At 71.4% G+C, this 18,453-nt stretch carries 19 protein-coding genes and 1 pseudogene; 10 read left to right on the forward strand and 10 right to left on the reverse strand.

What is annotated here, in order from left to right:
• Positions 1-115 precede the first annotated feature (115 nt).
• Positions 116-1,129 carry an NAD-dependent epimerase/dehydratase family protein gene (locus F4553_RS08000; protein WP_184834043.1) on the forward strand — a complete coding sequence of 338 codons (1,014 nt, stop codon included), beginning with the start codon at positions 116-118 and terminating at the stop codon, positions 1,127-1,129.
• Positions 1,122-1,856: an SAM-dependent methyltransferase gene (locus F4553_RS08005; protein ID WP_184834045.1), complete on the forward strand. Its 735-nt coding sequence runs from the start codon at positions 1,122-1,124 to the stop codon at positions 1,854-1,856. The genes F4553_RS08000 and F4553_RS08005 overlap by 8 nt, the downstream gene beginning before the upstream one ends.
• Positions 1,857-1,901: 45 nt before the next feature.
• Here F4553_RS08005 and F4553_RS08010 read toward each other — a convergent pair whose 3' ends face one another.
• The gene (locus tag F4553_RS08010) at positions 1,902-2,804 is read right to left on the reverse strand and encodes a hypothetical protein (protein ID WP_184834047.1); all 903 of its coding nucleotides are present in this window, start codon (positions 2,802-2,804) and stop codon (positions 1,902-1,904) included.
• Positions 2,794-3,255 (reverse strand): RNA polymerase sigma factor, encoded by a 462-nt coding sequence (locus F4553_RS08015; protein ID WP_184834049.1) that lies wholly within the window; start codon positions 3,253-3,255, stop codon positions 2,794-2,796. The genes F4553_RS08010 and F4553_RS08015 overlap by 11 nt, the downstream gene beginning before the upstream one ends.
• A 222-nt stretch (positions 3,256-3,477) precedes the next feature.
• On the opposite strand from F4553_RS08015, the gene F4553_RS08020 reads away from it, so the two are divergent.
• A complete protein-coding gene (locus F4553_RS08020) occupies positions 3,478-4,095 on the forward strand; it encodes a hypothetical protein (protein WP_184834052.1) in 618 nt (205 codons plus the stop codon).
• 90 nt (positions 4,096-4,185) lie between these two features.
• Here the strand turns inward: F4553_RS08020 and F4553_RS08025 are convergent, their stop codons facing one another.
• The gene (locus F4553_RS08025) at positions 4,186-4,773 is read right to left on the reverse strand and encodes a P-loop nucleotide/nucleoside kinase family protein (RefSeq protein ID WP_184834054.1); all 588 of its coding nucleotides are present in this window, start codon (positions 4,771-4,773) and stop codon (positions 4,186-4,188) included.
• Between the two features lie 52 nt (positions 4,774-4,825).
• Positions 4,826-7,069: a rhamnogalacturonan lyase family protein gene (locus tag F4553_RS08030; RefSeq protein WP_184834055.1), complete on the reverse strand. Its 2,244-nt coding sequence runs from the start codon at positions 7,067-7,069 to the stop codon at positions 4,826-4,828.
• 289 nt (positions 7,070-7,358) lie between these two features.
• Between F4553_RS08030 and F4553_RS08035 the strand changes: the two genes are divergently transcribed.
• Complete coding sequence (locus F4553_RS08035) at positions 7,359-7,889, forward strand: DUF4383 domain-containing protein (RefSeq protein ID WP_184834057.1); 531 nt, start codon at positions 7,359-7,361, stop codon at positions 7,887-7,889.
• Here the strand turns inward: F4553_RS08035 and F4553_RS42905 are convergent.
• From F4553_RS42905 to F4553_RS08045, 3 genes and pseudogenes are all read right to left on the reverse strand, one after another.
• A complete protein-coding gene (locus F4553_RS42905) occupies positions 7,811-8,131 on the reverse strand; it encodes a substrate-binding domain-containing protein (protein WP_376776197.1) in 321 nt (106 codons plus the stop codon). The two genes, F4553_RS08035 and F4553_RS42905, sit on opposite strands and share 79 nt — an antisense overlap.
• 70 nt (positions 8,132-8,201) lie before the next feature.
• Positions 8,202-8,357, reverse strand: a pseudogene (locus F4553_RS40780) (LacI family DNA-binding transcriptional regulator); the annotation flags it as partial.
• A gap of 110 nt (positions 8,358-8,467) precedes the next feature.
• Complete coding sequence (locus tag F4553_RS08045) at positions 8,468-9,712, reverse strand: FAD-binding protein (RefSeq protein WP_184840520.1); 1,245 nt, start codon at positions 9,710-9,712, stop codon at positions 8,468-8,470.
• A gap of 53 nt (positions 9,713-9,765) precedes the next feature.
• Here F4553_RS08045 and F4553_RS08050 point away from each other — a divergent pair, with 53 nt between their 5' ends.
• The gene (locus F4553_RS08050; RefSeq protein ID WP_184834059.1) at positions 9,766-10,194 is read left to right on the forward strand and encodes a protein-tyrosine phosphatase family protein; all 429 of its coding nucleotides are present in this window, start codon (positions 9,766-9,768) and stop codon (positions 10,192-10,194) included.
• Here the strand turns inward: F4553_RS08050 and F4553_RS08055 are convergent, their stop codons facing one another.
• Complete coding sequence (locus F4553_RS08055) at positions 10,195-10,575, reverse strand: hypothetical protein (protein WP_184834061.1); 381 nt, start codon at positions 10,573-10,575, stop codon at positions 10,195-10,197. It lies immediately after the preceding gene.
• A gap of 125 nt (positions 10,576-10,700) precedes the next feature.
• Here F4553_RS08055 and F4553_RS08060 point away from each other — a divergent pair, with 125 nt between their 5' ends.
• Positions 10,701-11,510 carry a hypothetical protein gene (locus F4553_RS08060; RefSeq protein WP_184834063.1) on the forward strand — a complete coding sequence of 270 codons (810 nt, stop codon included), beginning with the start codon at positions 10,701-10,703 and terminating at the stop codon, positions 11,508-11,510.
• Positions 11,507-11,875 carry a GntR family transcriptional regulator gene (locus F4553_RS08065; protein WP_184834065.1) on the forward strand — a complete coding sequence of 123 codons (369 nt, stop codon included), beginning with the start codon at positions 11,507-11,509 and terminating at the stop codon, positions 11,873-11,875. The genes F4553_RS08060 and F4553_RS08065 overlap by 4 nt, the downstream gene beginning before the upstream one ends.
• On the opposite strand, the gene F4553_RS08070 is transcribed toward F4553_RS08065, so the two are convergent.
• Positions 11,872-12,243: a VOC family protein gene (locus F4553_RS08070; protein WP_184834067.1), complete on the reverse strand. Its 372-nt coding sequence runs from the start codon at positions 12,241-12,243 to the stop codon at positions 11,872-11,874. The two genes, F4553_RS08065 and F4553_RS08070, sit on opposite strands and share 4 nt — an antisense overlap.
• Positions 12,244-12,252: 9 nt before the next feature.
• Positions 12,253-13,428 carry a cytochrome P450 gene (locus tag F4553_RS42295; RefSeq protein WP_184834069.1) on the reverse strand — a complete coding sequence of 392 codons (1,176 nt, stop codon included), beginning with the start codon at positions 13,426-13,428 and terminating at the stop codon, positions 12,253-12,255.
• Positions 13,429-13,694: 266 nt separating this feature from the next.
• On the opposite strand from F4553_RS42295, the gene F4553_RS08080 reads away from it, so the two are divergent.
• Genes F4553_RS08080 through F4553_RS41765 form a run of 3 tightly spaced genes read left to right on the forward strand, consistent with a single transcriptional unit; the run spans position 13,695 to position 18,433 of the window.
• Positions 13,695-15,965, forward strand: a complete 2,271-nt coding sequence (locus F4553_RS08080) for a beta-xylosidase/alpha-l-arabinosidase (protein ID WP_184834071.1) — start codon at positions 13,695-13,697, stop codon at positions 15,963-15,965.
• 42 nt (positions 15,966-16,007) lie between these two features.
• The gene (locus tag F4553_RS08085) at positions 16,008-16,559 is read left to right on the forward strand and encodes a GNAT family N-acetyltransferase (RefSeq protein ID WP_221469814.1); all 552 of its coding nucleotides are present in this window, start codon (positions 16,008-16,010) and stop codon (positions 16,557-16,559) included.
• A gap of 41 nt (positions 16,560-16,600) precedes the next feature.
• On the forward strand, positions 16,601-18,433 hold the full coding sequence (locus tag F4553_RS41765) for a hypothetical protein (protein WP_184834073.1): 1,833 nt from the start codon (positions 16,601-16,603) through the stop codon (positions 18,431-18,433).
• Positions 18,434-18,453 lie beyond the last annotated feature (20 nt).

Below are 18,453 nucleotides of genomic sequence, written 5' to 3' on the forward strand. Positions count from 1 at the left end.
GGACCAACTCTTGAAGAGTTGCGCCCAGTCGCGGGCGCCGTAGCACCAACTCTTGAAGAGTTGGTGCTGATTAATTCCGGCGAACCGGCGGCGAGCTGCGGGATAGGGTCGCCGGATGCCTCGTGCTCTGATCCTCGGCGGTACCGGACTCGTCGGCCGCGCCGCCGCCCGCCGCCTGCTCGCCTCCGGCTGGCAGGTCGACGTCACCGGCCGCGACCCGGCCCGCCTGCCCGCCGACATCGCCGCCGCCGGTGGCCGCTTCCTCGACGCCGACCGCCACGACCCCGCCGCGCTGCGCGGGGCCCTCGGCGCCGGTGCCGACCTGCTCGTCGACTGCATCTGCTACACCGGTGCCGACGCCAAGGCCCTGCTGCCGCTCGCCGCCGACTCCGGCTCGACGGTGATGATCTCCAGCAAGGCCGTCTACGTCGACGCGGACGGCAACCACTCCAACACCGACACGCCGCCGCGCTTCGACGGACCGATCACCGAGGCGCAGCCCACGATGGCGCCGGGTGACGGCGACTTCAACTCCCGCGAGGGCTACGGCGCCAACAAGATAGCTGCCGAGCAGCTCCTGCTCGGCAGCGGCCACCCGGTGACGGTGCTGCGCCCGTCGAAGATCCACGGCGAGGGCGCCGTCCGCGCCCGCGAATGGGTCTTCGTCAAGCGGGTCCTCGACGGGCGCAAACACCTCCTGCTGGCGCACCGCGGCGCGGGTGTCGACCACACCACCGCCGCCGCCAACCTCGCCGCGCTGATCGAGATCGTCGCCGCGAAACCCGGCGCGCGCATCCTCAACAGCGCCGACCCCGACGCGCCCAGCGGGCTCGACATCTCCCGCGCGGTCGCCACGCACCTCGGCCACGAGTGGGAGGAGGTCCTGCTCGACGACGACCGGCTCGGCCGGCATCCATGGGACCGGGCCTACCCGATCGTGCTCGACATGACCGCCGCCGCCGAACTCGGATACGTGCCGGTCGGCGACTACGCCGCCACCGTCGCCGAGGAGATCGACTGGCTCGTGGGCGGCGGTGTCGCCGGCCCCGGCTTCGACGAGGAGTTCTTCGCTGGCTCCTTCGACTACGCGGCCGAGGACGCCTACCTGGCGGGCCGCCACCATGGCTGACGCACCCCGCCCCGGTACGGGCAGGCACCTGGCCTTCATGTCGCCGCTGAGCGGGGAACGCGCCGACCGGCTCGCCGCCGACCTCGCCCGGCGGCGGCCCGGCACCGTACTCGACCTGGGCTGCGGATGGGGCGAACTGCTGCTGCGGATCCTGGCCCTGGCACCGGGTGCGCGCGGCACCGGTGTCGACGAGCACGAGCACGACGTGACGCGCGGACGGGCCAACGCCGCCGAGCGCGGGCTCGCCGAGCGGGCCACCTTCGTCCACGGACCGGCGAAGGAGCACCTGAGCAGCGCGGATGTCGTGATCAGCGTGGGGGCGTACCACGCGCTGGGCAGCATCACCGAGGCGCTGCGCGAGCTGCGCGCGCTCCTGCACCCCGGCGGACGCCTGCTCTTCGCGGCGGAGTTCTGGGAGCAGCCGCCGACCGCTGCGCGGCTCGCGCTGATGTGGCCGGGGATGACCGCCGACGACTGCACCGACCTGGCCGGACTCGTCGACGCGGCGATCGCCGCCGGGTTCCGGCCGCTGCGGATCGAGACCGCGACCCGGGGCGAGTGGGAGGAGTTCGAGTCCGGCCTCGCCGCCGACCGCGAGGAGTGGCTCATCGGCAACCCCGACCACCCCGAGGCCGCCGAGATCCGCGCCGCGCTCGACAGCCAGCGGAGCATCTGGCTGCGCGGCCACCGGGACCTGATGGGCTTCGCCTACCTCACGCTCGGTTGAGTGCAAGATCGCCACAACTCTTGAAGAGTTGCGGCGATCTTACGACTATCGGGCGGTCTGGCGGTCGGGGTCGAAGGCCACGTCCAGCACGTTGGCGCTGCGGACCGCCGGGTTGTCCAGCAGCCCCTTCAATAGTGGCGCGGGCAGTCGGGGCAGCACGAACGCGTAGATGTGGCCGTCCCTCGCCGCCTCCTGGATCACCGCGAGCGGCGGCAGGCCGACGCTGCGCAGGTGCTCCTCGTCGATGCCGCCCAGCTTGTCCGCCCACTCGCGCAGCTCCCGAAGCTCCGGGGTGGGCCAGCCGATCGGGTTGTCGGAGCCCTCCCGGTAGGGCGGGACCACGATCACCGGCGCACTGCGGTCGGAGACCACATAGGGCACCGCGGCGGCGAAGAACTCGCGGAAACCCTCCGGGGTGAGCGGTTCGGTGAACTCGATCAGCGTGGAGACCACGGTCGCGGTCGGCAGGCCGCTCACGAACGCGGCGGTCGCGTCCTTCGTCGGCCGGCCGCGGCGTACGCCGTCGAGGAACGGGCTGTGCCCCGCGTCGAAGGTGGTGCCGATCTCCCCCACCACGTTCTGCGAGACGGTGATCAGGGTGCTTCCGGTGTAGTTCAGCGCGCCCCGCGGCTGCAGCCTGAGCGTGATCTCGCTGGCGAGCCCCAGGTTGGAGAAGCCGAAGAACGGGCCGGTGGCGCAGCAGCTCCCGTCCTGCTTGATCTCGTACTCGGGGTGCGCCACGACGAAACCCTCGTAGGCGACGAGGAAGAACTTGTCACCGCGTACCGCGCTCACGGCGAAGGAGGCCGCGCCCACGAGCACCAGCAGCAGCATCAGCGACAGCGCGGCGAACAGGCCGGTGCGCACCACACCGCGCACCATCGCCCGCCGCACGACCCGCTCGTCGAAGGCCGGGACGTGGAAGGCCGGGATCGGTTCATCGGTCATCGTTCTTCTCCTCCAGGGCAAGGGCACGCAGGGTGTCCCGGGCTCGCCAGACGGCGGTGCGCACGGCCGCCGGGGACCGTCCCGTCATGGCCGCGACCTCGGCGTGGGTGAATCCGTCCAGGTAGACGAGCTCCAGCAGCCGCCGGCTCTGCTCCGGCAGGCGGGAGAGCAGGTCGCGGGTCTCCACCTCGACGTCCGGGAACGCGTCGGGTGGCAGCAGCGACTCCTCCAGCTCGACCATCGGCCGACCGCGCCGGTGATGGTCGGTGACGACGTTGCGGGCGATCGCGAAGAGCCACGCCAGCGGCGAGCCGCCACGCCAGCCCAGGAACGAGGCGGTGGCCCGCGCGAAGGTCTCCTGCGCGAGCTCCTCCGCGAGCACCCGGTCCCCGGTGCGGCGCAGCACATAGCCGAAGACCGCCGACCAGTGCGCCCGGAACAGGTCCGTCATGGTGGTGGCGATCGTGATCTCCCTTGCCCGGCAGGCCCCGTTGACGATTTTCCATACCAGGCAAGACGGTCCGGAGCCCCGGAATGTCACACCTCTTCGCTACGCATGCTCTTCGCTACGCATGGGGTAACGGCTGTTCGGCTCCGCTCAGCTCACGCTCGCTATAGCTTCCTAGGGTGCTAGGTCTTAGATGCCGAGCCGTAGGCGCTCTAAGGTGGTGCGGTGCCTTCCGTGGATGAGTGGACCGCCTGGCGGCGGCGGGTCTTCGGTGATCCCTACCTGGTGTGGCACGAGGGTGCGGAGTTCCAGGTGCTGCTGCAGACCTGCGCCGCCGAGCCCGCGGAGACGGCCGCGATGCTCGCCGCCGGGCTGGGCTACGCCGATCACGTGGCGGCCGAGTCGATCGCCGTCCTCGCCGAGACGGGACGCGCGCCGGAGGGTTCCCTGGAACTACTGAAGGCCGCGAGCGCCACCGCGTCGGGCGCCTTCGCGATCCGCGTCGCGCAGGCGCTGCGGGTGATGACCGGTGACGAGGGCTGGACCCGGCTCATCGTGCGCGTCCTGCACACCGACGACCACTGGGGCGGTCGGCTCGACGCGGCGATGGCGCTGGCGCGGTTCACACCGACTGACGAGCTCATCGGCGAACTGGGGCGGGCGGTGCGGGATCCGGAGTACCTGGTGCGCATCCACGCCGCCGATACGCTGCTGCGGTATGCGGGGCGCAAGCGCGACGCGGAGGCGTACCCCCGGATATTCAGCGCGATCACCGCGGACCGGGAGCCGGCATGGGCCGCGATCGCCGATGAGCTCACCGCTCTTGCCCGCGCCAAGCTGTAAGCCGGCCGCCGAGGCCTTGATCGCGCTCTTTCCGGGAAACAGCCCCCTCGGGACACACCTGGATGGGCCACCTTCCGCGAAACAGCACGATCATGCCTCGCCGCCCGCACCGGCACCGACCACCGCGCGGAGCTGAGCCAGCACCCCGCCGATCCCATCGCGGCGGTTGTCGAGCACCACGTGCGGGACCACCGGCGGCAGATCGGGTTGGACGGTCGCGACGAACTCCGCGTAACCGGCGAGCTTCTGCCCGTCGCGCACCGAGCCCCGCCCCTCCAACCGCGCCAGCAGCGTCACCGGATCGCAGTGCAGCCAGAGCAACGACACCGACGGCCCGCCCACCGCATCCACAAGGGATGACCACGCCGTGGTCGACCGGATCTGCCTGGTGAACGGTGCGCACAGCACCACCGGGCACCCCGAGCCCCGGATCTCCCGCGCCGTCGCCGCCATCCCGTCATACTCGTGGGGCTTCACATGCACGTCGTACCAGGGGCCTTCGCGCTCACCCGGCGGGCGTCCGGCCGAGACAAGCGCCGCCGCGACGAAGCCGCCGTAGATCGTGTCCTTGTCCAGCAGCGCCCCCGGCGGCATGAGCAGCCCCGCCAGCGCCCGCGCCGCGGTGGTCTTCCCAGCCCCCGGCGGCCCCGCCACCACCCATACCCGCCCCGCTTCCATGATCCAAGCGTAGTGCCGCGCGGGCGGGTGCCCGCGCGGCACTACGGTGGCGTCAGGGCTGGTAGATGACCGGCCGAGGCGGGGTGGCCATGCCGTCGCCGAGGAAGAACCCGGTGTGCGGCGGCTGGTTGTAAGCCGTGTTCTGCCACGCCAGCGCGACCCGGTAGGTCGGGTCCTGCAGCAGCGTGGTGATCCGCCGGTCGGTGACGGTCGGCGTCGAGTAGATCCGCAGCGCGGTGTTGTCGGTCGTCGGCCAGATCACCTCCTCCCGCCAGTCGCCGAGGATGTCCCCGGAGAGCGACGGCGTGGACTTGGTGCTGTTGTTGGAGTGCACGCTCGCTGCCGTGAGCAGCCGGGTGTCGCCGGACGTGCCGTACTTGTCGATGTGGGTGCCGTCGAGCAGCTCCCGCACCGGGTCGCCGTCCCACCAGGCGAGGAAGTTCGCCGAGCCGGGCTTGCGGCCCAGCGTCGAGCCGCTGCCGTTGCGCAGCGAGCTTTCGGCGGAGGACCACATCTCGGCTCCGGCGTTGCCGGACCAGATGTCGTCGGCGACGCCGCGGCCGTTGTCGCCGTTGGCGGGAGTGGTCCAGAGCACCTGACCGGTACGCGCGTCCGCCAGCCACGACGAGGGCTTGCTGCCGTCCTCGTCGACCTTGAAGACCTCCAGCCCCGCCCGCGACGGGACCAGGTCGCCGACGTGCAGGGCGTCGCCGTGCCCGTTGCCGGTGTTCCAGAGCGGCTGGCCGTTGTCGTTGATGCACATCGAGCCGAAGATGATCTCGTCCTTGCCGTCGGCGTCCACATCGGCGATGGCGAGCTGGTGGTTGCCCTGCCCGGCGTAGGAGCTGCCGGCGCTGTTGGAGTCGAAGGTCCAGCGCTTGGTCAGGGTGCCGTTGCGGAAGTCCCAGGCGGCGATGACGGTCCGGGTGTAGTAGCCGCGCGACATGATCAGGCTGGGCCGGACACCGTCGAGGTACGCCGTCCCGGCGAGGAACCGGTCGACCCGGTTGCCGTAGCTGTCGCCCCACGACGAGACGGTGCCGCGCGGCGGGTCGTAGTTGACCGTCGACATCGCCGCACCGGTCTGCCCGTTGAACATCGTCAGGTACTCAGGCCCGGTCAGCACGTAGCCGCTGGAGTTGCGGTAGTCGGCACTGGAGCTGCCGATGACCTGCCCGGTGCCGGAGACCGTGGCGTCGGCGGTCTTCATCGCCACCTCGGCCTTGCCGTCGCCGTCGTAGTCGTAGACCTGGAACTGGGTGTAGTGCGCGCCGGCCCGGATGTTGCGGCCGAGGTTGATGCGCCACAGCCGGGTGCCGTTGAGCTTGTAGGCGTCGACGTAGACCACGTCGGTGACGCCGGACTGCGAGTTGTCCTTGGAGTTCAACGGGTCCCACTTGAGCACGATCTCCAGCTGCCCGTCGCCGTCGAGGTCGCCGACGCTCGCGTCGTTGGCGGCGTAGAGGGAGGCGTTGGGGTTCTGGATCGGCACGTCGAGGTAGCCGTTGGCGAACTGCAGCGCGGCCTCGGAGGCGGACTGCTCGGCCCCGTTGACGACAGCCCGCACCGTGTAGGCGGACCCGGCGGCGGCCCCCGCGTCGAGGTAGTTCGTCGAACCGGTGATCGGCGAGGAGTTCACCTTCGTGCTGCCGCGGTAGACGTTGAAGCCGACGCCGGACGGGTCACCGGCGAGCCAGCGCCAGCTGACGAGGTTGCCGCTGCCACTGCGTACGCTGATCAGCCCCCGGTTGAGCCGCTCCATCTGCTTCGCGCCGGACGGAGGCGGGGTCGAGGTCGACGGCGACGGGGACGGCTGGCTGGACGGCGACGCCGGGGGTGAGACCGAGGGGGACGCCGGTGCCGACGGTGACGGCGAGGAGACGCCGCCGGTGCAGGTCACGCCGTTGAGGGTGAAGACGGTCGGCACCGGGTTGCTCGAGTTGTTCCACGAGCCGTTGAAGCCGAAGGCGGTGTTGCCGCCGGTGGGGATGGCGGCGTTGTATCCGGCGTCGGTGACGGTGACCTGCTGCCCGGACTGGCTGGCGACGCCGTTCCAGGCCGAGGTGACGGTCTGCCCGGCGGTGAAGGACCAGCGCAGCGTCCAGCCGTTGACCGGGTCGCCGAGGTTGGTGATCGTGACCGCGGCGCCGAAGCCGCCGCCCCACGAGCTGGTGACCGAGTAGGCGACCTGGCACCCGGCGGCCGCCTGGGCGCTGGTGGCGGTGAGGATGCCGGCACCGGTGACACCGGCGGCGGTCGCTGCGGCGAGGGCCACGGCGATTCTTCGAGAGAGCATTCTGGGACTCCTGATCGAAGGGCTACCGGTGCACAGCGGTGCCACCGGCGTCGGACCGAGGTGATAGCGCCGCCTACGCGGCATTGCGACGTCGCAATTTCACGACGAGGTACGCGACGATCGAGCTCGGTCGCAGCGCCCGCCCTATGGCGCCCCGATAGTCGCGTATTGATGCTTTACTCCCGGGCCGATGTTATCGGGAGCGCTCCCAATGCACAATGCCAGATATTGGAGCGGTTTTTGCGTCGAAACGGCCACCTCGGGGCCGAACGAGGCGCACGCTGAGGACATGAGCACGCACCTGCCCGTCAACCACCGGCTCCGCCCGCTCTTCCGGACGCTCGCCGGGGCAACCGGGGTTTACCTGATCGGATTCGGCGTCGTCGGCCTCGCGCACAGTCGCGGGCACCCGTTCTTCGGCGACGGGGACATCACGGCCCTGGGTCTGCGTACCAACACGGCATTTGCCCTGCTCTCGCTCGTCGCGGGCATCATCATCCTCGTCGGGGTGATCGTGGGGCGCAACGTGGACCGCGCCATCAACTTCGTCGCGTCCGGCGTCTTCATCGTCTTCGGCCTGGGGATGATGGCGATCTCGCGGACACCGGCCAACTTCCTCAACTACGACGTGGGTGCGGCGGCGGTCTCCTTCGTCATCGGTAGCGTCCTGCTCATCGCCGCGCTCTACGGCCGGGTCGGGCCGCCCGGACAGGAACTGCAGGAGGAGGGCTTCCGCCGCAGCTACAACGGCGACCCCGTCCACCACGCGTGGGGGCACCTGCCGCCGAAGAAGCCCAAGGCCAACAGTCGTTTCGCTTGACGAAGTGCTGGTGGTGCCGTTGACCTCCGCACCACCAGCTCCGGACGGAAGAGCAGCTCGGCGTGACGGTGGCCGGGCTGCACTTCCGCGAGCAGCAACTCCGCCGCGGTCCGGCCCAGCTGGTATGTCGGCTGCCGCACCGTCGTCAGCGCCGGCGACAGCTCCGAGGCGAAGAAGGCGTCGTCGTAGCCGACCACCGACATGGCCCCGGGCCACCTCGGCGAAGAAGACGTTGGCGGCATCGAGCACGACGCTGCCGACGACGGTGCTCGTGGCACCGCGGAGCTGCCCGGCGGCACGGTTGCGCACGAAGCCGATCTCGGCCATGACCCGCTCCACCCGCAGCCGGGTCTCGGGTGCCACCACCTGCGGATTGTTCAGCACATTGCTGACCGTCGACTCCGACACCCCGGCGGCAGCCGCGACCTGCCGGATCCCAGCCGGCCGCACCCGACCCGCCTGCGTCACCGCAGCAGGATACCCGTCACGCCGTGCCGCCCAGAGTGACGGGCGCAAGCGGAATGAGCAGCAGGTATGGTGCGTCGAATCCGTAGGAACCGTGCCGTCGGGCCGTCGTTTCAACCCAGGTATCGGTCGAGGAACTCGTTGCGGAATTTCCCGGCCGGGTCGAGATCGCGGACGAGCGCATCGAAGTCTGTGATCCGACGGTACCGCTCCCGCACCACCTCGGGCGCCATCGTGAAGACCTTCCCCCAGTGCGGCCGGGCCGCCAGCGGCGCGAGCACCTCCTCCAGCACCGGCAGGACCGCCTCGACGGCGGCGGCGTCGCGTACCCAGGTGAAGTGGATCGCGACGCTGTCACGCCCCTCGCACGGGCTGAGCCACAGGTCGTCGGCGGCGATGGTGCGGATCTCCGAGACCTGCAGGATCGGTGCGATCAGCTCGCGGCACCCGTCCAGTGCCCGCAGCGCCGTGGCGGCGTCGGCCCGGTCCACGAAATACTCCGTCTGCAGCTCGTCGCCCGCGCTCGGGGTGAATTCCAGCCGGAAGTGCGGCAACCGCTCGTGCCACGGGCCGGGCACCCCGAACTGCTCGGTGCAGGCGTCGGCCGCCACCGTCGCGATCGGATGCCGGGCCTCGGCCGCCGGATGCCCGCCCCACCAGGACTCCTCGATCTCCGGCACGTCGACGTGCTTACGCCAGACCTGGTCGATCACCGGTCCCGACCAGCTCGTGAAGGCGCTCACGCTGTATGCAGCCGACATCACCTCGTCGAAGTTCTCCACGAAGGCCGCCTGCGGCAGGTCCTCGTAGACGAGCTGCCGGACCTGATAGGTCGGCACGATCTCCAGCGTCAGCGCGGTCACCACGCCCAGCGCACCGAGCGACACCACCGCACCGGCGAACCCGTCGTCGCCCCGCCGCAGCGTCGCGAGCTCCCCGTCGGCCCGGACCAGCTCGATGCCGGTGACGGCGGTGGCGAGGTTGCCGTTGCCGACCCCGGACCCGTGCGTGCCGGTCGCGACCGCTCCGGCGACGGAGATGTGCGGCAGCGACGCCAGGTTGCGCAGGGCGAATCCGGCCGCGTCCAGCCAGGTCGCGAGCTCCCCATACCGAACCCCGGCCGGTACGCGGACCGCACCGCCCGCAGTGTCGAGCTCGATCCCGCCCGGCAACCCGGCGACGCTCACCATCTCTGCGTCGGAGTCGGCGAGCCGGTTGAACGAGTGCCCGGTGCCGAAGGCCCGGAGCCGCTCGGCGCCCGCCACGACGCGTCGCAGCTCGTCGAGGCTCGTCGGGCGGTGCACCCGCGCCGCCCGGTAGGTGACGTTGCCGGCCCAGTTGATCAGCGGTTCCCTCATCACCACCGCGATGATACGGACGCTCCTACCTGATCGGACGCTACGCTCGGGGCGTGAACGCGACCTGGGATCCCGCGGCGCCGGGCGTGCTGCGCCTGCCGTCGGGCCGGCTCGTCCGGGGCCGAGGGCTGAGCAAGCCGCTGCCGTCCGGCCCCGTGCCCGAGTTCGCGCTCTACCTGCTTGGTTACGAACCGCCCGCCGTCGCCTGGGAGTCCCGCTGGCTGCGCTGGCCGGACTTCCGGCTGCCGTCGGACCGGGAGGCGACCGCCGAGGCGCTGCGCGAGGCGCTGGCCAGATCCGCGTCCGAGCGTGTGGAGGTCGCCTGTGCCGGCGGGCGCGGGCGGACCGGCACGGCGCTCGCCTGCCTCGCCGTGCTCGACGGGGTGCCCGGGCCGGAGGCGGTCGCCTACGTGCGGGCGGGCTACGCCTCCAGCGCGGTCGAGACACCCTGGCAGCGCCGGTTCGTCCAGCGGTTCCAGTAGTCAGGCCTCGTCGCTGCCGCCCGCGAGGTCGCGCGCCGCCGCCTCCTGCTCGGCGTCGAAGCCTTCCAGGCCGGTACGCCGGTGCTGCTCCGCCTGCTCGGAGATCCACCTGGCGTGCGACTCCCACGCCGACTGCTTGCTCATCCCCAGCGCGGCACCGATCTGCGCCCACGAGGCACCGGCGGCCCGGGCACTGCGGACCGAGAGCTGGCGGCCGTATCCCGCCTTGCGCGCGATCACCTCGCCGAGCGCGAGCATCTGAAGCGCGTCGTCGGCCGAGAGCGGCTGCAGCGCCAGGGCGTCGCGCATCCGCAGCTCGTCATAGCGGGTGACCGCCGTCTGCAGGGTGAATTCCTTCTCAACGCTGTCCACGAGGCTCATGCCGTCAAGCCTGCCTGACGGACCGTCTCGGCGCCCACCCATTCCGCTACCGGCGAAGCGTTGACTTTGTCGCAATGTTTGACTCACTATATTGAGACAAACATTGCGACATTGGGGAGGGCATCATGTCGACCGGCATATCGCCATCAGAGCTTCAGCAGGCGGGCGCCTGGCTGACCGAGCGAGGCCTCACCGACGCCCAGCCCACACCGATGCTGGCGATGCGCCTGGCGGTCCGCAGACGCGCCCGCATCGCCGACAGCCTCATCCTCGCCGCGCTGATCATCGTCGCCGCACTCGCGCTGACCTACGAAAGGCTCCCCACCTCGGCGTTGGGTGGTTTCCAGCCGCACCGGGCTGCGCCGCTGCTGTTCCTGGCGGCGGGCATGGTGATCCTGCTGCTCGGCCGGTCGATGGTGGACCGGTGGGTGCGCCGCGTCGACCGGCGGGCCGCGGCGACGCTGTCCCGCCGAGCGGCCCACCCGCTCAAACCGGGCTGGCGCGCGCTGCTCGGCCTCCCCTACGCCGTATTCGCCGCCGCCACCTTCGCCGCTGCCGCGTTGCTGGCCGTGGGTGCCCTGATCGTCGGTGATTCCACCGTGCGTTACGCCGCCCTCATCCTGCTGGTCGGCCTCATCAGCGTGACCGTCGGCAACGTGGTGCAGCTTCGCGCCCTGCTCGCACGCCCCGTCGTGGCCGAGGACGAGCTGTCGCTGACGGCCGACGTGGTGATGCGGGTCGAGGACGCGCGGGAGCTCACCGCACCGCACCTGGCGTGGACGCTGCCGATGGTGCTGATCTTCGGTACCGCCCCCGGCTGGTGGAACGTCGCCGCGATCGCCTCGATCGCGCTGGGCCTGATCGGCCTCATCCTGCTCCAGAAGAGGAGTCCGACCAGCGTCGCCATGGCTCGGCAGGCGATGATCTCGCAATGATCGTCATCGACACGGCCTCGCCCGTGCCGCCGTTCGAGCAGCTCCGTGCCCAGCTCGCCCAGCAGATCCAGAGCCGCGCGCTCGCCGTGGGCGCGCGGCTGCCGACGATCCGCAGCCTCGCCGCCGACCTCGGCCTCGCCGTCAACACGGTCGGCCGGGCCTACCGGGAGCTGGAGGAGGCCGGGCTGATCGAGACCCGCGGCCGGTCCGGATCGTTCGTCTCGGCCTCCGGCGAGGCAGGTCGGGAACGGGCACGCCAGGCCGCCGCCGACTACGCGGCGGTCATCGCCAGCGTCGGCATCGACGTGGAGGAGGCGATCCGCATCGTCCAGGCGGCGCTGGCGCTCGGCCGGGCCGACGCCTAGGCCTGGCCCCAGATGAGGCAGAAGGGATGGCCCGCCGGGTCGGCGTAGACCCGGAAGCCGGTCTTGCCACCGCCACCGCCGCGCAGCAGCGTCGCCCCGAGCGCCAGCACCCGCGGCTCCGCGACGCCGATGTCGTCCACATCGATGTCGAGGTGGGACTGCTGCGGATGCGCCGGGTCCGGCCACCGCGGCGGGCGGAAGTCGTCGATCGTCTGGAAGCACAGGCGCGGTAACCCGCCCGCGTCCTCCAATGTGGCCCAGGCGGCGCCGGAATCGCGGACCGTGAACCCGGTCAGCTCGGCGTAGAACGAGGCCAGGGCGGGTGCGTCCGGGCAGTCGACGATGATGGAGTGCAGTCGGCCGATCATCACCGAACACTATCGGTCGAGTGTGACAACCATCCCGCGCAACTCGTAACCGGAGATCTCCTCGTTGATGGAGACCCGGGGCGGGGTCTGCATCCGCAGGTTGCCGATGGAGAAGAGGCGGTGCAGGAAGATGTCCGACTCCTGGATCGCGACGTGGGCGCCGGGGCACTTGTGCGGGCCGTCGCCGAAGGAGAGGCCGGCTGTGCTCGTACCCTCCGCGAGAGGACGAGCCGGGCAGACCGCGAGGGGCGCGTCCCCGACCGCGTGGGGATCGACATTGGCCGCCGTGACCGCGACGTCGATCAGCGCGCCGGCCGGGATGACGACGGGACCGTCGGCACCGGGCAGCTCGACCGGCGCGGTGGTCCGCCGCTTGAGGTTGCCGATGACCGGTTCGAGCCGGAGCAGCTCGTGGAGGATCGCGAAGCGGGCCGGCTCCTCGGCGGCGAGATAGCGCTCCCGCAGCCCCTCGTCGCTGAAGAGGTGCCAGGCGGCGACGTTGATGAACTCCCTGGTGGTGACCATGCCCGCTGCGGCGAAGGTGAGGCACTCGCCGAGGATCTCGCTGTTGGAGCAGCCTTCCTCGATCAGGTGGGAGATGAGGTCGTCACGGCTCTCACGGCGGCGGACCCGCACGGCTGGGCGCACGTCGCCGAAGTAGACGGCGAGCCAGGAGAAGTTCTGCCGGAAGAACCAGTAGACGCCGCTGAAGCTGGTGAAGCCGGGCTTGCCGAACTTCTCCGGGAAGAAGCGCTCCAGCCGCCGGGCGGTGCCGGGCCTGCTGTCGGTGAGCCCGATGACCGCCTTGGTGACGTCGATCGCCAGGGCGAAGCTGAGCTCGGAGAGGTGCGCGGTGCCGTCCCGGCGGAGCCGGTCGAGCTGCTCCTCGGCGATGCGCACCATCAGGTCGCGGTAGTGCTCGTCGACCCGGCGCGCGGTGAAGTAGCGGGCGGTCCGCCGCCGGTGCCCGCGGTGCTCGGGCCCGTCACGGTAGAGCACGGGGCGGCGGATCTTCGCCGGGAGCTTCTCGATCGTCTCGATCCCGAGCCCTGCCTGCCGGGTATCGGTGCTGCGCAACGCCGCCCGACCCGCCTCGTAGCCGCGGACCCGCCAGACGCCGTCCGGACCCTGCTCGACCGGGCAGGCCGTCTCGGGGTCGCCCCGATCGACTTTGCGCGCGCTCACTGTCTGCTGCACAGCAATTCCCTCCGGCCGCCCGTGTGTTGATCACGTTCCGGGCCAGCATACGGACCCTCGAAGGACCGCACATCCTCCGATTTCGAATCCACAGTGGAGCAATATGTCCTCCGCGAGTGTCCCGAAAGTTTCGGTCCGGTAATCGTTCCGACACAGGCGCTTAACGGACATCGAAAGTGCTATTCTTCGGCACCACGTGCTGGAAAACTTCCACCCGACTTCCGGAACTTGTTCCCTACAGGACGGATGCGCCGATGCTGACCGATGACACCGGGCTTGACGCCGCCGTCTGGCGCGACCCGTCCCGCGACCCCGTGGACCGGGTCGAGGACCTGCTCGCCCGGATGACCCTGGCGGAGAAGGTCGCGCAGCTCTACGGTGTCTGGATCGGCGCGGACCCGACCGACTCGGGCGAGGTCGCGCCCTTCCAGCACGAGCTGATCGACCCGCTCGACTGGGACCGGCTGCTCCCCCTCGGCCTGGGCCAGATCACCAGGCCCTTCGGCACCGCCCCCATCGACGCGGCGGTCGGTGCTCGGCAGCTCGCCGTCATCCAGGCCGAGGTCGTCGCGGCAGGCCGCTTCGGCATCCCGGCCGTCGCCCATGAGGAGTGCCTCAACGGCTTCACCTCGCTCGGGGCCACCATCTTCCCGTCGCCGCTCGCCTGGGGCGCCGCCTTCGACCCCGCCCTCGTCGAGCGGATGGCGACGATGATCGGCGAGACAATGCGCGGGCTCGGCATCCACCAGGGCCTGGCGCCGGTGCTCGACGTGACCCGGGATCCGCGCTGGGGCCGCACGGAGGAGACGATCGGCGAGGACCCGTACCTGGTCGCGACCGTCGGCACCGCCTATGTCCGGGGCCTGGAGACGGCCGGGATCATCGCCACCCTCAAGCACTTCGCCGGCTACTCCGGCTCCCGGGCGGGGCGCAACTTCGGCCCCGTCGGCGTGGGGCCGCGCGAGTTCGCCGACGTGTTCCTGCCCCCGTTCGAGCTCGCGGTCCGTGACGGCGGCGCCCGCAGCGTGATGCACTCCTACGCCGAGCTCGACGGCGTCCCCGCCGCCGCGCACGAGGGCCTGCTGACCGGCATTCTGCGCGACACCTGGGGCTTCACCGGCACGGTCGTCGCCGACTACTTCGGCGTCACCTTCCTGCACAACTCGCACCACGTCGCCGCCGATCGCGGTGACGCCGCCCGCCTCGCCCTGCGCGCCGGAGTCGACGTGGAGCTGCCGACCGTCCAGTGCTTCGGCGCTCCCCTGCTCGCGGCGCTCGACGCAGGCGCCGTCGACGAGGCGCTGATCGACCGGGCCGCCCGCCGTGTCCTGCGGCAGAAGTGCGAGCTGGGCCTGCTCGATCCGCAGTGGACACCGACGGCGACGACCGCGGAGCGGATCGATCTCGACCCGCCCGCCGGCCGGGCGCTGGCCCGTCAGCTCGCCGAGGCGTCGGTCGTGCTGCTCGCCAACGACGGCACCCTGCCGCTGCGTCCCGATGCCACGGTCGCGGTGACCGGCCCCTTCGCCGACGACCCGCACGCCATGCTCGGCTGCTACACCTTCCCCCGGCACGTCGGCATCCACCACGAGGGCACCCCGATCGGCGTCGAGATCCCCACGCTGCTCGACGCGCTGCGGGCCGAGCTGCCCCAGGTCACCACGACGGCCTGGAGCGCCGACGTACGCGTGGTCGTGCTCGGCGACCACTCCGGACTCTTCGGCGCGGGCACCTCCGGCGAGGGCTCCGACGCCGCCGACCTGCGCCTGCCGGGCGACCAGGAGCGGGTACTTCTCGACGCGCTCGCCGACGGCACCCCCACCGTGCTGGTGCTGCTCTCCGGCCGCCCCTACGCGCTGGGTGCCTACGCCGACCGGCTCGCCGCGATCGTCCAGGCCTATTTCCCCGGCGAGGAGGGCGGTCCGGCCGTGGCCGGTGTCCTCAGCGGCCGGGTCAACCCGTCGGGCCGCAGCCCGGTCAGCGTCCCGCGCACCCCCGGCGGCCAGCCCTACACCTACCTCGCACCGGCTCTCGCCCACGCGAGCCCGGTGAGCACAGTGGACCCGACGCCGCTGTTCCCCTTCGGCCACGGCCTGTCCTACACGAGCTTCGCCTGGGACGACGTCGAGCTGAGCAGCCCGACCTGCCCCACCGACGGCGAGGTGACGCTCTCGGTGCGGGTGCGCAACACCGGCGCGCGGGCTGGAAGCGAGGTGGTCCAGCTCTATCTCCACGACCCGGTGGCCCAGGTCACCCGCCCCGTCACCCGCCTCATCGGGTACGCCAAGGTGGCGCTCGCCCCGCAGGAGGCGGTGACCGTGGCCTTCACGGTGCACGCCGACCTCTCGTCGTTCACCGGTCTGGCGGGGCACCGCGTCGTCGAGCCCGGCGAGCTGGAGCTGCGCCTGTGCGCGTCGAGCTCCGAGGTGCGCCACACGGTCCGCCTGGACCTGACCGGCGAGGAGCGGACGGTGGACCATACCCGCCGCATGACGACGCCGGTCGCGTACTCCGCCGCGGCATGACCGCGCCATTTCCCGGAAGCAAAGCGATCATGCCGACGTTCGATGCGCCGGGGGTGGGATCATGGGCGAGTGGGTATCAGCACTCGACTCGTCGCGCTCGGTGACATCCCGGCCCTGACCGCGCTCCGGCTCGCGAACCGGGACTTCCTCGCGCCGTGGGAACCGGCCAGGACCGACGACTACTTCACCGTCGAGGCGCAGCACGCGGAGATCGCGACCGCGCTCGACCGGCATGAGCAGGGCATGACCGTGCCGCATGTCATCGTCGACGGCGAGCGCGTCGTCGGGCGGATCACGCTCAACGACATCGTGCGGGGGCCGTTCCAGTCGTGCCACCTCGGCTATTGGGTCGGCCACGCCGACAACGGGCGCGGGGTGGCCTCGGCCGCGGTGCGGGAGATCGTCCGGGTCGCGTTCGGCGAGCTGGGGCTGCACCGCATTCAGGCGGGCACGCTGCTGCACAACACGGGCTCGCAGCGAGTGCTGGAGCGCAACGGTTTCGTGCGCTTCGGCATGGCGCCGAAGTACCTCAGCATCGCCGGCGCCTGGCAGGACCACTTCCTCTACCAGCTCATCGCCGACACCTCGGAGTGAGGATCGGCTACAGCCTGGTACGCGATGAGTAGCCTGGCGGCATGCCGAACGCCGTGCCCGGACCCGTCCCGGCAGATCTGGTCGGGGAGCTCTTCGACGCATCGCCGGCCGACGTCCTCTTCTGGTCCGGTGCCGGGATCTCGATGGTGGGGCCCAGCAGCCTGCCGACCGGGTGGGAGCTGACCAACCGCGCCTTCGAGTCCTTCTTCGACCCCGGCGCGCTAGATGTCGTCCTCGGCCATCATCGCCGGGCCGGCTGGCTCTCCCCGGAGATCTGCGATCGGGCGGGACCGGACGGAGTCCGGCCGCCGCGGCTGGAGACGGTGCTCGGGGTCGCGCTGCGGCGGTTGGGCACGCGGGCGCACGACGTGCTCGCCGATGTGCGCGAGGCGGTCCCCAACTGGAACCACGCTTTCTTCGCGGAGCACATCGCCGCAGGCGGGAAGCACGTCACCGCCAACTTCGACTCCTGTGTGGAGGATGCGTTCCAGGCCAGGTACGCGACCGAGCCGCCGGCTTCGGTCGAGCACTTCCACGGCCGGCTGACCGCCGGGACGAGCGTGGCGGAGCTCGGCGCGACACTCGACCGCATCCAGGCAGGCTTCGGCCCCGCCTACGCCGATGAACTGGTCGGCCTCGTCGCCGCCCGACCGCTCACGGTCATGGTCGGTTACAGCGGCGGCGACTTCTTCGACGTCGATGTCGCCTTCGACGGGCTCGCCGGTGATCGGCTGGCCGGGCGGGAGGTGGTGTGGCTCGCCCACCACCACGAGCACGCCTGGCACCTGGCACAGCCCGGGCCTGCGGCCGAGCCGCGGCTCGGCCGCAGGCTGGCCGCCGCCGGGGCCCGGGTGCGCTACCTCTGCGGACCGACACAGGTCCTGCTCTCGCACCTCGCCACGGCCTGGGGACTGCCGGTCGAGGCACCCGAGGCCACCGTGCGCAGCCCTCGGCGGATCGTGTCCGACACCACCTCGGCGCAACGCCGCACGGCCACCTTCGCGCTCTTCCGGGAGCTGGGAATTCCGGTCGAGGTGGACCGGATGCTGCACGAGGGCGACCTCGACGGGATCGGCGACGCCGACAGGTGGCTGTCCACCTCCGAGGTCCTGTGGGAGCAGGGCCGCTGGAGCACGCTGCGGCGGATGTGGCAACGCGCCGATCTGCCGGTCGGCATCAGCCCCGCACTCCGAGCGGAACGGATCGGCGCCTGCCTGTGGGCGCAGGGCCGCCTCCTCCCGGCCTACCTGTGGTTGGAGCGGCACCGGGCCGTGGCGGCCCGGCGGGGACGCCCCGACGACGCATGGCTGCTCGCCGAGACGCAGGCCCGGGTCGTGGAGCATATGGCCCGCACCCCGGATCTGCGATGGCTCGGCGGGCGGCTGGCGGCGCGGGCGGCGGCGCGGCTGGGCCGCCCTGAGCAGGCGGCCGGTGTGCACCTGTTCCGACGTCACACCGACCTCACGACGAGCCTCGCCGCCGTGGCGAGCGGCACGGCCAGATCCGGTGGGGTGGCACAGGAATCGCAGCGCTGGTTCACCGAGGCGGGCAGCCTGACGGCGGCGATCGCCTATGCCCACCGGGCGCTGCGCGACGGATACGACTCCGAGGCCGACATCGACGAGACGTCCGCGAGGTACCGCGATCACCAGCGATGGGCGCTGTCCGTGGGCTCGCCGGCCGCCGCCTGGCGGATGATCCTGTTACCCGGCGCGGACAGGGTGTTCACCTTCCGCGAGACGGTCGCGGCGACGCTCGAGCTCGAGTACGGGCACTGGCACCGCGTCCGCATCCTGGGCAGATACGCCGTACTACGGCTGCGCCGACGACGCAGCAGCCGACCGGTCCTGACGGCGGGCCGTCCGCGCAGATGATGGCCTGTCGCCTGATTGCC

The sequence above is a fragment of the Allocatelliglobosispora scoriae genome (assembly GCF_014204945.1).
GTDB classification, from domain to species: domain Bacteria; phylum Actinomycetota; class Actinomycetes; order Mycobacteriales; family Micromonosporaceae; genus Allocatelliglobosispora; species Allocatelliglobosispora scoriae.

Coding starts and splice junctions, on each gene's coding strand:
- F4553_RS08000 (WP_184834043.1), top strand. CDS start 116: ATGCCTCGTGCTCTGATCCTCGGCGGTACCGGACTCGTCGGCCGCGCC.
- F4553_RS08005 (WP_184834045.1), top strand. CDS start 1,122: ATGGCTGACGCACCCCGCCCCGGTACGGGCAGGCACCTGGCCTTCATG.
- F4553_RS08010 (WP_184834047.1), bottom strand. CDS start 2,804: ATGACCGATGAACCGATCCCGGCCTTCCACGTCCCGGCCTTCGACGAG.
- F4553_RS08015 (WP_184834049.1), bottom strand. CDS start 3,255: ATGACGGACCTGTTCCGGGCGCACTGGTCGGCGGTCTTCGGCTATGTG.
- F4553_RS08025 (WP_184834054.1), bottom strand. CDS start 4,773: ATGGAAGCGGGGCGGGTATGGGTGGTGGCGGGGCCGCCGGGGGCTGGG.
- F4553_RS08030 (WP_184834055.1), bottom strand. CDS start 7,069: ATGCTCTCTCGAAGAATCGCCGTGGCCCTCGCCGCAGCGACCGCCGCC.
- F4553_RS08035 (WP_184834057.1), top strand. CDS start 7,359: ATGAGCACGCACCTGCCCGTCAACCACCGGCTCCGCCCGCTCTTCCGG.
- F4553_RS42905 (WP_376776197.1), bottom strand. CDS start 8,131: ATGCCGCCAACGTCTTCTTCGCCGAGGTGGCCCGGGGCCATGTCGGTG.
- F4553_RS08045 (WP_184840520.1), bottom strand. CDS start 9,712: ATGAGGGAACCGCTGATCAACTGGGCCGGCAACGTCACCTACCGGGCG.
- F4553_RS08055 (WP_184834061.1), bottom strand. CDS start 10,575: ATGAGCCTCGTGGACAGCGTTGAGAAGGAATTCACCCTGCAGACGGCG.
- F4553_RS08060 (WP_184834063.1), top strand. CDS start 10,701: ATGTCGACCGGCATATCGCCATCAGAGCTTCAGCAGGCGGGCGCCTGG.
- F4553_RS08065 (WP_184834065.1), top strand. CDS start 11,507: ATGATCGTCATCGACACGGCCTCGCCCGTGCCGCCGTTCGAGCAGCTC.
- F4553_RS08070 (WP_184834067.1), bottom strand. CDS start 12,243: ATGATCGGCCGACTGCACTCCATCATCGTCGACTGCCCGGACGCACCC.
- F4553_RS08080 (WP_184834071.1), top strand. CDS start 13,695: ATGCTGACCGATGACACCGGGCTTGACGCCGCCGTCTGGCGCGACCCG.
- F4553_RS08085 (WP_221469814.1), top strand. CDS start 16,008: ATGCGCCGGGGGTGGGATCATGGGCGAGTGGGTATCAGCACTCGACTC.
- F4553_RS41765 (WP_184834073.1), top strand. CDS start 16,601: ATGCCGAACGCCGTGCCCGGACCCGTCCCGGCAGATCTGGTCGGGGAG.